General features: G+C 73.5%; 10 protein-coding genes and 2 pseudogenes. 8 read left to right on the top strand and 4 right to left on the bottom strand.

The window, feature by feature from the left end; genetic code table 11:
* Positions 1–360 precede the first annotated feature (360 nt).
* Both ACZ7EC_RS01625 and ACZ7EC_RS01620 read left to right on the top strand, forming a co-directional pair.
* Positions 361–507: pseudogene (locus ACZ7EC_RS01625) on the top strand (polyketide cyclase); the annotation flags it as partial.
* A 181-nt stretch (positions 508–688) separates the two neighbouring features.
* On the top strand, positions 689–1,174 hold the full coding sequence (locus ACZ7EC_RS01620; RefSeq protein WP_471056237.1) for a hypothetical protein: 486 nt from the start codon (positions 689–691) through the stop codon (positions 1,172–1,174).
* A 71-nt stretch (positions 1,175–1,245) separates the two neighbouring features.
* On the opposite strand, the gene ACZ7EC_RS01615 is transcribed toward ACZ7EC_RS01620, so the two are convergent.
* Positions 1,246–2,436, bottom strand: coding sequence for a PP2C family protein-serine/threonine phosphatase (locus ACZ7EC_RS01615; protein ID WP_471056235.1), 1,191 nt, complete (start codon positions 2,434–2,436; stop codon positions 1,246–1,248).
* A 609-nt stretch (positions 2,437–3,045) separates the two neighbouring features.
* Between ACZ7EC_RS01615 and ACZ7EC_RS01610 the strand changes: the two are divergent.
* The 3 genes and pseudogenes from ACZ7EC_RS01610 to ACZ7EC_RS01600 form a co-directional block, all read left to right on the top strand.
* Positions 3,046–3,627 (top strand): annotated as a pseudogene (locus tag ACZ7EC_RS01610) (nucleotidyltransferase family protein); the annotation flags it as partial.
* Positions 3,624–3,893, top strand: a complete 270-nt coding sequence (locus ACZ7EC_RS01605) for a BON domain-containing protein (protein ID WP_471056232.1) — start codon at positions 3,624–3,626, stop codon at positions 3,891–3,893. The pseudogene ACZ7EC_RS01610 and the gene ACZ7EC_RS01605, both read left to right, overlap by 4 nt.
* Entirely contained in the window at positions 3,890–4,621 is a 732-nt protein-coding gene (locus ACZ7EC_RS01600) for a metallophosphoesterase family protein (RefSeq protein ID WP_471056229.1), read from the top strand. Before ACZ7EC_RS01605 ends, ACZ7EC_RS01600 begins: the two co-directional genes overlap by 4 nt.
* Positions 4,622–4,700: 79 nt before the next feature.
* Here the strand turns inward: ACZ7EC_RS01600 and ACZ7EC_RS01595 are convergent, their stop codons facing one another.
* The gene (locus tag ACZ7EC_RS01595; RefSeq protein ID WP_471056226.1) at positions 4,701–6,002 is read right to left on the bottom strand and encodes an MFS transporter; all 1,302 of its coding nucleotides are present in this window, start codon (positions 6,000–6,002) and stop codon (positions 4,701–4,703) included.
* 315 nt (positions 6,003–6,317) lie between these two features.
* Here ACZ7EC_RS01595 and ACZ7EC_RS01590 point away from each other — a divergent pair, with 315 nt between their 5' ends.
* From ACZ7EC_RS01590 to ACZ7EC_RS01580, 3 genes are all read left to right on the top strand, one after another.
* On the top strand, positions 6,318–6,689 hold the full coding sequence (locus ACZ7EC_RS01590; RefSeq protein ID WP_471056224.1) for a DUF6343 family protein: 372 nt from the start codon (positions 6,318–6,320) through the stop codon (positions 6,687–6,689).
* A gap of 596 nt (positions 6,690–7,285) precedes the next feature.
* Positions 7,286–8,161: a hypothetical protein gene (locus ACZ7EC_RS01585; protein WP_471056221.1), complete on the top strand. Its 876-nt coding sequence runs from the start codon at positions 7,286–7,288 to the stop codon at positions 8,159–8,161.
* A 244-nt stretch (positions 8,162–8,405) separates the two neighbouring features.
* On the top strand, positions 8,406–11,780 hold the full coding sequence (locus tag ACZ7EC_RS01580; protein WP_471056219.1) for a pyruvate carboxylase: 3,375 nt from the start codon (positions 8,406–8,408) through the stop codon (positions 11,778–11,780).
* 51 nt (positions 11,781–11,831) lie between these two features.
* Here ACZ7EC_RS01580 and ACZ7EC_RS01575 read toward each other — a convergent pair whose 3' ends face one another.
* Both ACZ7EC_RS01575 and ACZ7EC_RS01570 read right to left on the bottom strand, forming a co-directional pair.
* Positions 11,832–12,359: a hypothetical protein gene (locus tag ACZ7EC_RS01575; RefSeq protein WP_471056216.1), complete on the bottom strand. Its 528-nt coding sequence runs from the start codon at positions 12,357–12,359 to the stop codon at positions 11,832–11,834.
* A gap of 192 nt (positions 12,360–12,551) precedes the next feature.
* Positions 12,552–13,739, bottom strand: a complete 1,188-nt coding sequence (locus tag ACZ7EC_RS01570; RefSeq protein ID WP_471057792.1) for a chitinase — start codon at positions 13,737–13,739, stop codon at positions 12,552–12,554.
* Positions 13,740–13,796: the final 57 nt, after the last annotated feature.

Genomic DNA, 13,796 nt, shown 5'->3' with positions numbered 1-13,796 from the left:
CGCCGTGCGCCTTTCGTCCGGCCTCGCGTGGGGAGCGTCCGGCCGTGCGTGGTGGGGGGTCTGGTCGGCCGGCCGCGCGCAGCAGACGGCACACCGCCCCGGACGGGGCCGTGCCGCGGACCGGTCCCCCGACCGCCCGCACCGCCTGCTCCCCGGTCGGCCGGAGCAGTCGGCCCCACTTTCCCATCTGCCAACAACGGCACGCAACCAGCGAGTTGAAACCGGCGGCCGACCGGGGGCATACGGCACCCGGCCGGTCGGCGGCGCCCGGGACGCCGCGCCGAACCGCATGCCTTTCGGGTACGCCGCCCGAGCCACCCATCAGATGCGCGCGGCCCCCTCGGCTGCCTGCCGGGGCCCATGACGACGACGCTCACCCCGGCCGGTGACGGCACGGACGCGGAGAGCCCGCACGAGGGCGTTCCCGACGCCGTTCCCCGCGCGGACAACGAGCGGGGCACCCGCATGGCCCTCGATCGGTTCGCCCGGTTGCCGGCGGAACGGTAGAACCGGATACATGACCGGATCGGCACGCGCCGGGACCGGAAACCGACGCAACCTTTTCCGATGTGCCGCACGCCCTGAATCATCCGGAAACCACCGGAACCGCCCGCGCCGAAACACGGTCTTACCAGCCGTCAACGTCCGTGATCAGCCCGTCCGTCACGAAACCGGGGGAACGAGACACATGTCCGTCCGCAGCCGTACGACCCTGCTCACCGCCCTCGCCCTCGCCGCCGGCCTCAGCCTGGCCGCGGTGACGCCCGCACTCGCCCGCCCCTCCGCCCCGCGCGCCACCGCCGTCGTCCAGGGCGACGCGCGCAACGCCACCCAGCATGTAGCCGACTTCTACGGCGCCTACATCGACGCCGTCTGGGCCGCCGACGACAAGGCCGCCGGCGCCGAGGCCAAGGCCCTGCGCGCCTTCTACCTCTCCCCGGCCGCCCAGCAGAAGGTCGCCGCCTACGAGGCCAAGCAGCACGCCGACGGCATCCTCTTCGCCCAGAATGTGCCGGTGCGCTGGCAGGTGGCCTACACCGGCTCGGGCGCCGGCCACGCCACCAGCCAAGTGACGCTGACCTGGAGCGACGGCCCGCACGCCGAGGTCACCCGGATCGACGTCCAGTCCGACCTGCGGACCCTGAAGATCACCGACCTCCGGCCGGCCGACTGACCCGGCTCATCGGCCGGGCCGGACCGGCCCGGCGGTCGTACGGCCCCGCTCCGGCCGCGGCTGGGGCGGGGCTAGGGCCGCTCGGCGCCCGCCGCGCCCTCCCGGACGGCCGTCTGGCCATGATCGCGCCCGTGGCCGTGGTGGCGGTGCCGTTCGACCGGGGTGCGGCGCAGCGCGATCAGCGCGGCGTCGTCGCCGAGGCGGCCGCCCGCGTGGGCGAGCAGATCGCGCCGGATGTGGTGCAGCAGTGCCTCGGGAGTGTCGTCGGTCCACCGCGCCACCCGCTCCGCCAGCGGATAGAACCGGCCGCGCACGTCCCGCGCCTCGACCACCCCGTCGGTGTAGAGCAGCAGCGTGTCACCGGGCTCGAACGAGAAGACGTCCAGCGTGTGCTCCACGCTCACCGGCAGCCCCTGCACGCCGAGCGGCGGCGAGGGGTGCAGGCTCGGCACCGTCACCACGTGCCCCGGACTCAGCAGCAGCGGCGGCGGATGCCCGCAGCTGGTCATCCGGGTGATCTGGCCCTGGCCCGGTATCTCCACCAGCAGCGCGGTGGCGAACCGCTCGCTCGCCTCGTCCTCCGGCTCCAGGTCGGCGGTGTACCGGGTGACGCTCTGGTCCAGCGTGTCGACCAGGTCCGGCAGCGAGTGATGGCGGTGGGCGCTCTCCCGGAACGCGCTGAGCAGCAGCGCGGCCTCCCCGATGGCGGGCAGCCCCTTGCCGCGCACGTCCCCGATCAGCACCCGTACGGCGTTGTCGCACACCGTCGCCGCGTAGAGGTCGCCACCGATCTGGGCCTCGTCCTCCGCGGCCAGGTACAGCGAGGCGATCCGCAGCGGGCCGATCTGCTCGGGCAGCGGCCACATCAGCACGTGCTGGGCGGCCTCGGCGACCGTGCGGACCTGGGCCAGCTGGGCCTGGCGCCGCTCGCGCAGGGCGCTGTAGATCACCACCAGCACCGAGAGCGCCGCGAGGGTGATGATCTGCACGATGTGGTTCGAGGTACCGATGCCGCCGTGCGCGACACCGATCACGATCTGGGCGAGCGTGGCCAGCGCTCCGACGGCGGCGGTGGTGCGGGGGCCGGCGAACGACGGGGTCAGCGCGGGCGCGATCACCAGGGCCGGACCGAGGTGGACGTTCTCCGGCGCCTTCACGTCCACCACCGTGATCACGACGATGAGCATGACCGGCAGCAGCAGCAATGCCTGCGAGGACTGCGGGAATCGCCGCTCGCCCGCCGACCCGAGCCGGAATCTCATGCCTACCAGCGTGCTCCCGGCAGGAGTGGGCGGCCACTCGCGCCCCGGAGCGCGCCCCCGGAGCGCGCCAGGGAGCCGGGACGGGAGGGGTGGGGGATCTCGGGGTGGCCGATCTCGGGGCGGCATCCGGGCCGCCCGGCGGCGTGCGCTGCGGGCGCGTCCCGCCGGGGCCCCGGTTCCGCCGCCCCGGTGTCGCCGCCGTCGCGCCGGGTACTCGTACGACTCCCCGGTGTCCGCCCAGGTCGCCGGGGCAGGTGCCGGGAAGGGAGGGCCATGACGCACAACGGGGAGGAGGCCGCGTCTTCGAGGCGGCAGGATGTATCGGAGGCCGCCGGGCTGCGCCTCGCGACGGACGGGACCCCGCCGCGGGCATCGGCCGACCGGCCGTACGCCCCGCCGGCCCACGAGACGCGGCAGCCGGAGGCCGCACCGGGCCACGAGAGGCAGCCGCACGGCGCGCCGGGACACGGAGCGCACCCGCAGCGGGAAAGCGCGCCGGAGCCCGGACCGGGGCCGCGGTCGCCCGTCCCGCCGGACCCCGACGGGACGTCGCAAGCCCCTCCTGGAGGCGAGCCGCGGTTTCAGCCGGAACCCCGGCCGGCGCCCGACGCGCCCGCCCTGCCGCACGACCGCAGCCAGGCCATCCTGGAGGCCGCCAAGCGGATCGGGGCCCTGCTCAAGCGGGCCGGCCACCCCTTCGCGCTGGCCGGGAGCGTCGCCGTGTACGCGCACGGCGGCAGCCGCTACCTCCAGCACGACGCGGACTTCTGCGTGCTCCCCGGCGACGCCGACGCCGTGGCCGCCACCCTGCGCGAGGCCGGGCTAGAAGTCCGCACCCCGCCCGAGGACTGGCTGCTGAAGACCACCTGCCACGGACAGAACGTCGACATCATCTTCGCGCTGGCCCACGAGCCCGTCACCAAGGAGATGCTCGACCGGGCGCACGTCCTGCCCGTCGACTCGGTGCTGATGCCGGTGCTCTGCCCGACCGACCTCATCCGCAGCCTGATCAGCGCGTTCTCCGAGCACTACTGCGACTTCGGGGCCGTGCTGCCGGTCGCCCGCGCCGTGCGCGAGAAGGTCGACTGGGACGTGATCCGCGACAGCTGCGGCGAGCAGCCCATGCCCGCCGCCTTCCTCTTCCTCCTCGAACGCCTGAACGTGATCGAACCCCGTGAGGACCGGCCATGACCGACGTCCCGACCCCGCCGGACACCCAGCTGGACTACCGCGTCGCCCACCTCGCCGAACGCCTGGCCTCGGGACGGCTCGGTGAACTCGGCGTACGCCTCGAACTGCGCGGCGACACGGTCCTGCTCACCGGCACCGTGCCGTCCGCCGAGTGCCGGGACGAGATCCTCGCCACGGCCCGCGAGGAACTGGCGCACCACCCCGTCCACAGCGACCTGCTCGTCGCCGGCACCTCCTCACCCGACCACGGAGAGGACCTCACATGATCCGCGTCGCGGCCGTCGGGGACATCCACATGGGCCCCGACAGCCAGGGCATCCTCCGCCCCTCCTTCGAGACGCTGCCCGAGTGCGCCGACGTCCTGCTGCTCGCCGGCGACCTGACCCGGCACGGCACGCCCGAGGAGGCCGAGGTCGTCGCCCGTGAGATCGAGGACCTCGGGGTGCCCGTGGTCGCCGTGCTCGGCAACCACGACCACCACGACGAGCACTCCGAGGAGGTCACGGCGATCCTCCGGGGTGCGGGCGCGCACGTCCTGGAGGGTCAGGCCGTGGTCGTCACCGCGGGGGGCGCGCGCATCGGGGTCGCCGGGACGAAGGGGTTCGGCGGCGGCTTCGTCGGGCGCTGCGCGGGCGAGTTCGGCGAGCCGCTGATGAAGGAGTTCGTCCGCTACACCCGCCGCTGCGCCGACGCGCTGCACGCCGCGCTGAAGGACATGGAGCAGTGGAACCCGGACGTGCGGATCGCCCTCACCCACTTCTCGCCGGTGCCCGACACCCTCGCCGGGGAGCCGCCGGAGATCTATCCGTTCCTCGGCAGCTACCTGCTCGCGGAGGCCATCGACACCGCGGGCGCCGACCTCGCCGTCCACGGCCACGCCCACGCCGGCACCGAGCACGGCATGACCACCGGCGGCGTCCGCGTCCGCAACGTGGCCCAGCCGGTGATCGGCCAGGCGTTCCACGTGTACCACCTGCCCGGACGCCCGGAGTGAGACCTCCGCCGACCGCCGGGAGTGAGACCGCTGTCGGCCGCTCGGAGCGGGACCGGCGCCGTCGCTCCGGCCCCGCGGATCAGGCCGCCGTGCCGAGCGCCACCCGCTGCGGCACGTCCCCGTTTGGCGTCGGCACCGCGGCCACCGGCGGCAGACCGCCCCGGCGGCGCAGCAGCAGGCCCGCGGCCACCGACCCGGCGATCAGCAGACCACCCGTGACCAGGGCGCCGCGCGCGCCCGCCGTCTGCATGAGCAGGCCCAGCAGCGGCGGGCCGCCGAGGCCCCACACGGTGCCGATGGTGCTCCACACCCCGAGCACCCGGCCCCGCAGATGCGCGGGCGGGTCGGTCTGGAGCACGGCCGTGCCCGCGGTGTCCGAGACGGACTCCACGACGGCCATCGGCAGCACCAGCACCAGCAGCACGGCGAGCGACGGGGACAGCCCGGCCACCACCTGGAGCAGCCCGCCCGCCGCCGCGAGCACCCCCACCGTGCGCACCGACGGGCTGCGCAGCCGGGCGCCGAGGACCGCGCCGAGGATGCCGCCGACGGCCAGCACCGTGGAGACGGTGCCGAAGGAGCCGGCGCCCCCCGCGAGCGGTCCGGTGACCAGGACGGCGAGCGTGAGGCCGTAGTTGCGGCCGAAGACGGAGCTGATCGCGGTGATCCCGGCCAGCGCCATCAGCCGGGGCCGCCGCACGAAGTACGCGAGACCCTCACGGGCGCTCGTCCGCACCGGCTCGGGCTCGCGGCGCACCTCGGCCACGGGCCGCTCGGTGGCCGCGCGCAGGGGCCGCAGGAAGGGCACCACCGACGCCACGAACAGGAAGGACAGTCCATTGGCCGCGTACGCGGCGCCGGTGCCGAGGAGGGCGACCGCCACACCGGCCAGCGCCGTGCCCGCGAGCCGCCCCGCGCTGTGCACGAGGGCGCCCACGCCGATCGCGGACGGCACGTCCGCCACGGGCACGAGGTCGTTGCCGAGCAGCGCGCAGGCCGGGCCGTCCACGGTGGCGATGACGCCGGTCACGGCGGCCAGCACCAGCAGCGACGTCATGTCGATCCGGTCCAGGGCCACCAGCAGCGCCATGGTGAACGCCACCGCGCCCAGCAGTGTCTGGCTGACCGCGACCGTCAGCTTCCGGGGCCAGCGGTCCACGGCCGCGCCGCCCAGCAGGCTCACGAACAGCGCGGGCGCCGCCTGCACGGACATCGACAGACCGGTCGCCGCCGCGGAGCCGGTGATGTGCAGCACCAGCAGGTTCTGCACGGTGAGCTGCATCCAGGTGCCGGCGTTGGAGACGAGGTTGGCGACCGACCACCAGCGCATACCGCGGTGCCGCAGCGACCGCCACGGCGCACGCGAGGCGGGTGCGGCCACGTCAGGGGAATAGGACACGAAGGGGTACTCGACAAGGGTGGGGAGCAGTGACCGACGGTGCCCGCGAGCCGGCTGCGCTGCACGGCCGGGCTACCCGGTCAGGGCATGGGCAATCGTGACAGACGGCGGGGGAGGGGCGCCTGCCGAGACCCCTGCGGACGAGGTCGTACGACGCTCGAAACGCCGTACGGGCAAGGCAGTTGGACCCTCGCGTGGGGTTGCTCACAGACTCCGCCGGACGCCGGTTTACGGGCGCCGCGCCGGGCTACGCGGACGGTGATCCCGCAAGGGCCCCACGGGTGCGAGGAGGCCGTCATGGCCGATGACCGGAACGGACGGACGCCACCACCGGCGCACCGCGCAAACCCCGCCCCCGCGCACACCCCAGCGCACGCCCCCACCGGCACCGAGCCGGTCACCGCCCGCAGCGCCCTGCGCCTGCGCCTGATCCTCTCCGCCCTCTTCCTCCCGGTCTTCACCGCCGCCACCGTGGGCTTCGCCCTCTGGTCCGCCGACCAGGGCCCCGGCGACAGTCCCGGCAGCGGTCCGCTGGCCGTCCTCGCGGTGGTGTGCGGGGTCCTCGCCCTGGCCGCGGCACTGGACCTGGTACGGGTGACGGGCCGCCGGCGGCGCGAGCGCGGCACGGCCGACGACGCCGTCGACCGGCCCGAGGACGCCCTCGGCTAGGGTCTCGGCGAGGGCGCCGCTTTGCGTGGCTTTGGCGGGACGCAGGGCGTGAATATGCCATCCGCACGCTACTGAATCCCGGATTCCGGGGGCAGTCTGCTGACGTACCGCCTGCCCCGCCGTGTCATGAGGTCCGGAAGCCTCCCCGCGCACGGCGGGGCCGGTGTCCCTCCGGGCCGTGAACGCGTCGCGCCGCACCTCTTGCGCCCGGTGAGCTGGGGTCATGGACCTTCCCCGCCAGCGGCCTCGCGACCGCCGGAGCCTGCGCGGTGCTGCTCGGCGGGCGCTGCAGTGTCCGAATCGGAAGACGCGTCGGGAGGGGCGGAGGTTGCCTTCCCGCCCCAGTTTTCCGTTCCGTCCGCCTGTGGGGCTTCCCACCCGTTAAAGATCTTGACGACCGTCGCGCGGGTCGCTGAACTGTCCCCTTGGGTCGCGCGACCACACGGCCCGGAGAACAACGTCGGCGGTCACCTGGTGATTGCCGGAATCGAGCGGGTAGGGGAAAGGCTCGTACGGTCGACCACCGGACGCGGGCCGAAGGGGGCGATGTGCATGACAGGTGCGTCGAAGGCGAAGGCGACGGGCTGTCCCGTCTCATGACCGCGGAAAGACGTCCGGCCCGGCTCCGCCCGGCGGCGGCCCGCCTCGTCCGCTTCACCGGCCGCACCCTGCGCGGTGAATGGCAGGCCATCGTCGTCGACCCGGTACGGCAACTCGCCCGGCGCGGACTGTCCGGGCTGCTGCTGGCCTTCGTCGCCGCGTTCGGCGTCATCTTCTTCCACGACATCGCCCAGCACCCCACCGGCGCGGTCTGGGTCACCCGGCTCGGCGGCGTCAAGGCCGACCTGCCGCTGTGGCTGTCCCTGCTGCGCACCCCGGTGTCGCTGTACGTCCCGGCGCTCGACCTGCCGGTCTGGGCCGGCATCACCCAGCTGTTCCTCGCCTTCGCACTCGCCGAACTCACCCTCGGCCGCTCCCGCACCCTCGCGATCGCCTACGCCACCACGCTGGCCGGCACCCTCGTCGCCCGGCTCATGATCGCGATCGGCCCCGGCTGGTGGGGCCTCGGTCTGCCGGCCGAATGCGGGCACATCCTGGACACCGGGCCCTCGGCGGCGGTCGTCGGCCTGTTCACCTACCTCTCGGTCGTCCGGCGCGCCCCGGTGGTCTTCACGCTGACCGGTGGCTCGATGGTGTGGGAGTCGATCGCCGTGCCCAACCTCGCCGGGCGCGAGCACCTGATCGCGGTGGGCTCGGCCCTCGTCCTCGGCCTGCTGCACGGCCGCCGCAAACGGCTGCGCACCCGCACCCCCGCCCGCCGACCATCCCCTACGGCCCCTACGGCCCCTACGGCCCCTACGGCCCCTACGGCCCTCCCCGTGCCCGCCGTCCTCCCCGCCCCCGCGTCCCCCCACCCCGCGCCCACCGCCGGCCGGACCGCCACCACCGCGATGACCTCCCTCGAACGCTGACCGGGGCACCGTCCGCGCCACGGCCCGTGCCACCGCACCCCGCCCGTGCGCGAACCGGCCCCCGCCCCGGACCGCCCGCACCTGTGGCGCCGCCCACACCCTCGGTGTGATGGTTTTCGCATACGGCCCCGTTCGGCCAGCCCCTAGGGTTGCGCGGGAAACGGCAGGGCAGGGCGTGTCCTGACCACCATGGTCTCGGCCACCATGACGTTCGTCGCCGCCAGGCAGCTGAAGGGATTCCAGGATGTTCCGTAAGGTGCTGGTCGCCAACCGCGGAGAGATCGCGATCCGTGCGTTCCGGGCGGGCTACGAACTCGGCGCGCGCACCGTCGCCGTGTTCCCGCACGAGGACCGCAACTCGCTGCATCGGCTCAAGGCCGACGAGGCGTACGAGATCGGCGAGCCGGGGCACCCGGTGCGTGCCTACCTCTCCGTCGAGGAGATCGTGTCCGCCGCCCGCCGGGCCGGGGCGGACGCCGTCTACCCCGGCTACGGCTTCCTGTCCGAGAACCCGGAGCTGGCCCGCGCCTGCGAGGAGGCGGGCATCACCTTCGTCGGCCCCGGCACGGCCACGCTGGAGCTGACCGGCAACAAGGCCCGCGCGGTCGCCGCCGCCCGCGCGGCCGGCGTACCGGTGCTCGGCTCCTCCCAGCCCTCCACCGACGTGGACGAACTGGTCCGCGCCGCCGGGGAGATCGGCTTCCCCGTGTTCGTGAAGGCGGTCGCGGGCGGCGGTGGCCGCGGCATGCGCCGGGTGGAGGACCCCGCCCAGCTGCGCGAGTCCATCGAGGCCGCCTCCCGCGAGGCCGCCTCCGCGTTCGGCGACCCGACCGTCTTCCTGGAGAAGGCCGTCGTCGACCCGCGCCATATCGAGGTGCAGATCCTCGCCGACGGCGAGGGCAACGTCATCCACCTCTTCGAGCGGGACTGCTCGCTCCAGCGCCGCCACCAGAAGGTCATCGAGCTGGCGCCCGCCCCCAACCTCGACCCCGCGCTGCGCGAGCGGATCTGCGCCGACGCCGTACGCTTCGCCCGCGAGATCGGCTACCGCAACGCGGGCACCGTGGAGTTCCTGCTCGACCGGGACGGCAACCACGTCTTCATCGAGATGAACCCGCGCATCCAGGTCGAGCACACCGTCACCGAGGAGGTCACGGACGTCGACCTGGTCCAGGCGCAGCTGCGGATCGCCGCCGGCGAGACCCTCGCCGACCTCGGCCTCGCCCAGGAGACCATCACCCTGCACGGGGCCGCGCTCCAGTGCCGTATCACCACCGAGGACCCCGCCAACGGCTTCCGCCCGGACACCGGCACGATCAGCGCCTACCGCTCGCCCGGCGGCTCCGGCATCCGGCTCGACGGCGGAACCACCCACGCCGGTACGGAGATCAGCGCCCACTTCGACTCGATGCTGGTCAAACTCACCTGCCGGGGCCGGGACTTCAAGGCCGCCATCGGCCGCGCCCGGCGGGCCGTCGCCGAGTTCCGCATCCGCGGGGTGGCCACCAACATCCCCTTCCTCCAGGCGGTCCTCGACGACCCGGACTTCCAGGCCGGGCGGATCACCACCTCGTTCATCGAGGAGCGCCCGCACCTGCTCACCGCCCGCTCCTCCGCGGACCGCGGCACCAAGCTGCTCACCTACCTCGCCGACGTCACGGTGAACAAGCCGCACGGCGAACGCCCCGAACTGTTCGACCCGTCGACCAAGCTGCCCGCACTGCCGGCCGGTGAGCCGCCCGCCGGATCGCGCCAACTCCTCGTGGACCTCGGCCCCGAGGGCTTCGCCCGCCGGCTGCGCGAATCGCCGACGATCGGCGTCACCGACACCACCTTCCGCGACGCCCACCAGTCGCTGCTCGCCACCCGCGTGCGCACCAAGGACCTGCTGGCCGTCGCCCCGGTCGTCGCCCGCACCCTGCCGCAGCTGCTGTCCCTGGAGTGCTGGGGCGGTGCCACCTACGACGTCGCGCTGCGCTTCCTCGCCGAGGACCCCTGGGAGCGGCTGGCCGCCCTGCGCGAGGCGGTACCCAACATCTGCCTGCAGATGCTGCTGCGCGGCCGCAACACCGTCGGCTACACCCCTTACCCGACCGAGGTCACCGACGCCTTCGTACAGGAGGCCGCCGCCACCGGCATCGACATCTTCCGCGTCTTCGACGCCCTCAACGACGTCGGCCAGATGCGCCCCGCCATCGAGGCCGTGCGCGAGACCGGCACCGCCATCGCCGAGGTCGCCCTCTGCTACACCGGGGACCTGAGCGACCCCGGCGAGCGGCTCTACACCCTCGACTACTACCTGCGGCTCGCCGAGCAGATCGTCGACGCGGGCGCCCATGTCCTCGCCATCAAGGACATGGCCGGACTGCTGCGCGCCCCGGCCGCCGCCACCCTGGTCTCCGCGCTGCGCCGCGAGTTCGACCTGCCCGTGCATCTGCACACCCACGACACCGCGGGCGGCCAGCTCGCCACCTACCTCGCCGCGATCCAGGCGGGCGCGGACGCGGTGGACGGCGCGGTCGCCTCCATGGCGGGGACGACCTCGCAGCCGTCCCTGTCCGCGATCGTCGCCGCCACCGACCACTCGGAGCGGCCCACCGGCCTCGACCTCCAGGCGGTCGGCGACCTGGAGCCGTACTGGGAGGGCGTGCGCCGGATCTACGCGCCGTTCGAGGCGGGTCTCGCCGCGCCGACCGGGCGGGTCTACCACCACGAGATCCCCGGCGGCCAGTTGTCCAACCTGCGCACGCAGGCCGTCGCGCTCGGGCTCGGCGACCGCTTCGAGGACATCGAGGCCATGTACGCCGCCGCCGACCGCATCCTGGGCCGCCTGGTCAAGGTCACCCCGTCCTCCAAGGTGGTCGGCGACCTCGCCCTGCACCTGGTGGGCGCCGGAGTCTCTCCCGCGGACTTCGAACAGACCCCCGACCGGTTCGACATCCCCGACTCGGTGATCGGCTTCCTGCGCGGGGAGCTGGGCACCCCGCCCGGCGGCTGGCCGGAGCCGTTCCGCACCAAGGCGCTCAAGGGGCGCGCCGCGGCCAAGCCGGTGCCCGAACTGTCCGCGGAGGACCGCGAGGGGCTGGCCAAGGACCGCAGGGCGACCCTCAACCGGCTGCTGTTCCCGGCGCCCACCAGGGAGTTCGACACCCACCGGCAGGCGTACGGCGACACGAGCGTCCTGGACAGCAAGGCGTTCTTCTACGGGCTGCGGCCGGGCAAGGAGTACGCCGTCGATCTGGAGCCCGGTGTGCGGCTGCTGATCGAGCTCCAGGCGATCGGCGAGGCCGACGAGCGCGGTATGCGCACGGTGATGTCCTCGCTCAACGGCCAGCTGCGGCCCATCCAGGTGCGCGACCGGTCGGCGGCCTCGGACGTGCCGGTGACGGAGAAGGCCGACCGGTCGAATCCCGGCCAGGTGGCCGCGCCGTTCGCCGGTGTGGTGACCCTTTCGGTGACCGAGGGCGACGAGGTCGAGGCCGGTGTCACCGTCGCCACCATCGAGGCGATGAAGATGGAGGCCGCGATCACGGCCCCGAAGGCGGGCCGGGTGTCCCGGCTGGCCATCAACCGGATCCAGCAGGTGGAGGGCGGCGACCTGCTGGTCGAGATCGCCTGAGCGCGCGAAGAGGCGGCCGGGTCCTCGCCGGACCCGGCCGCTGGTGCGCTGTCAGCCCCGCGGTGACGAGGGGCCGTCCCAGAGCGGGTACGACATCATGCGCTGGAAGCCCTGCGGCCGCGCGCCGGTGTAGGTCAGGGTCAGCTGGGTGAAGCGGTCGAAGGAGGGATGCTTCTTCCACTGCGTGTCGCCGCTGAGCCGGATGACCACCGGGTAGGGGTGGAAGGAGCCGGCCGCGCAGTACGGCTTGCAGTCGTTCACCCAGTTCGTGCCCGTGCCCGTGGCGCCGCCGGCGCCCCAGCTGGTCCACTGGAGCCCCTTGAGGCGGCTGTTGCCGTCGCCGCAGGCCAGGATGAAGTCCGTGGGGCGCACATTGCGGTGCGCGAAGCAGTCCACCAGCACCCTGTCTCCGCGCGAGCCCCGCGCTGTCGCGGCCGGCGAGGCGGTCGCGGCCGGTGACGTGGTCGCCGTCGGTGACGCGGTCGTGGTCGGCGGGCTGGCCGAAGCCGTCGTCATCCCCGCCGTCAGCAGTGCCGCCGCCGCCAGGGTCACCGCCGTTCCCGCCACTGTTCCGCGCATGGCCGCTCCCACCGTTCGTGCCGTGTCCGAGCAGATGCCATCGACGCTACGGCCACCTGGCGTATTCCACCAGTCGCGCAGGTGACGCCGCGTGTCACCCGGACGGACCGGTTCCGCCGCGGACGTGCGGCCGGGGACGCGCCCGGCGGGGGTGTCCCACCGCACGTGTCCCCGGCCACCGGGCGCGCCGGTTCAGCAGGTGCCCTCGTCCTGCCAGGGTCCCCAGGTGGAGGCGCCGGGCACCTCGTTCTGGGTCCACCACTTGGCCTTCCAGTTGTGCTGCTGGTACGACACCTCGGACCCGCCCGTGTACGCGGTGGACGAGTTCCATGCGGGCTTGCACGAGGTCGGCGTGGGGGTGGGGGTGGGCGTGCCGGTCGGCGGGGTGACGCCCGCGAACTTCACCGAGTACTTCGCGAAGTCCCAGTCGCTCTGGGCGACGCTGGAACAAGTCCCGGACGTACGGCCCCCGTTGTCCGGCGGGCTGCACTGCCGGTCGCGGTTGAGCGACCAGAAGGTGAAGCGGTCCATGTGGTGGCTGGTCGTGTAGTCCAGCACCGTCTGGAAGTCGCTCTGGGTGAAGATCTCCCCGGTGTCGCTGCGGCCGTTCATGCCGGAGAAGCCCTCGTGGGCGTAGGCGGTGGCCTCGTCCCAGCCGAAGGTGGACTGGAGGATCGAGTTGAAGTTGGTCAGCGCGCTGGTCTGGCTCGCCGCCCCGTTGAAGCCGCCGTCGAACGGCATGATGGAGAAGTTGTTCGGGGTGAACCCCTGCGACTTCGCCTCCAGCAGCATCTGCTTGCCGAACCAGCCGGTGCCGTCCGCCGTGCCAGCCGTCGTCACGGAGACGTACAGGCCCGGATTGTTCTGCTGGAGGATCTTCGCGGCGCCGATCTCGTTCTTGATGGCCGCGGTGTTCTCGTACTCCGGCTCCTCCAGGTCGAAGTCGATGGCGTGCAGGCCGTACTTGGTGATCACCTGCTGGTACGCCGCCGCCGTGGAGGCCGGGTCCGCGCAGGCCTGGCCGAGCTTGGTGCCGCCGTAGCCGCCGATGGAGACGGACACGTCGCCGCCCTTGGCGCGGATCGTGTCGATCATCGACTTCACGGCGGTGTCCGAGGAGACCGGTGCCGTGCCGCCCCAAGTCGGCGAGCAGCCACCGCCGTTGGGGGCGAGCACGAAGGCGAGCTGGAACGCCTTGAGGCCGGTGGCGTCCATGATGGCGGCCGGGTCCGGCGGGTTGTTGTCCAGCGGCATCAGATAGGGAGCGGCCGCGTACCAGCGGTTGCTCAGGGCGTCCTGGGGAGTGGCGCCCGAGGCGTTGGCCGCGACCAGGGCGGTGGTGCCCGCGGCGGCGAGCACGACGGCGGCCGCCGCGCTCATACAGGCGTGAAGACGTCTCACTGCGTGCCTCCAGAGGGTGGGGAGAACCCGAGGTGG

The sequence above is a fragment of the Streptomyces sp. NPDC037203 genome (genome assembly GCF_055605065.1).
Note: the sequence above shows the minus strand (reverse complement) of the source record. Positions and strands in the feature narration are given on the sequence as shown.

Excerpts from the sequence above, each read along its gene's own strand:
- ACZ7EC_RS01620 (WP_471056237.1), top strand. The coding sequence starts at position 689 with ATGTCCGTCCGCAGCCGTACGACCCTGCTCACCGCCCTCGCCCTCGCC.
- ACZ7EC_RS01615 (WP_471056235.1), bottom strand. The coding sequence starts at position 2,436 with ATGAGATTCCGGCTCGGGTCGGCGGGCGAGCGGCGATTCCCGCAGTCC.
- ACZ7EC_RS01605 (WP_471056232.1), top strand. The coding sequence starts at position 3,624 with ATGACCGACGTCCCGACCCCGCCGGACACCCAGCTGGACTACCGCGTC.
- ACZ7EC_RS01600 (WP_471056229.1), top strand. The coding sequence starts at position 3,890 with ATGATCCGCGTCGCGGCCGTCGGGGACATCCACATGGGCCCCGACAGC.
- ACZ7EC_RS01590 (WP_471056224.1), top strand. The coding sequence starts at position 6,318 with ATGGCCGATGACCGGAACGGACGGACGCCACCACCGGCGCACCGCGCA.
- ACZ7EC_RS01585 (WP_471056221.1), top strand. The coding sequence starts at position 7,286 with ATGACCGCGGAAAGACGTCCGGCCCGGCTCCGCCCGGCGGCGGCCCGC.
- ACZ7EC_RS01580 (WP_471056219.1), top strand. The coding sequence starts at position 8,406 with ATGTTCCGTAAGGTGCTGGTCGCCAACCGCGGAGAGATCGCGATCCGT.
- ACZ7EC_RS01575 (WP_471056216.1), bottom strand. The coding sequence starts at position 12,359 with ATGCGCGGAACAGTGGCGGGAACGGCGGTGACCCTGGCGGCGGCGGCA.
- ACZ7EC_RS01570 (WP_471057792.1), bottom strand. The coding sequence starts at position 13,739 with ATGAGCGCGGCGGCCGCCGTCGTGCTCGCCGCCGCGGGCACCACCGCC.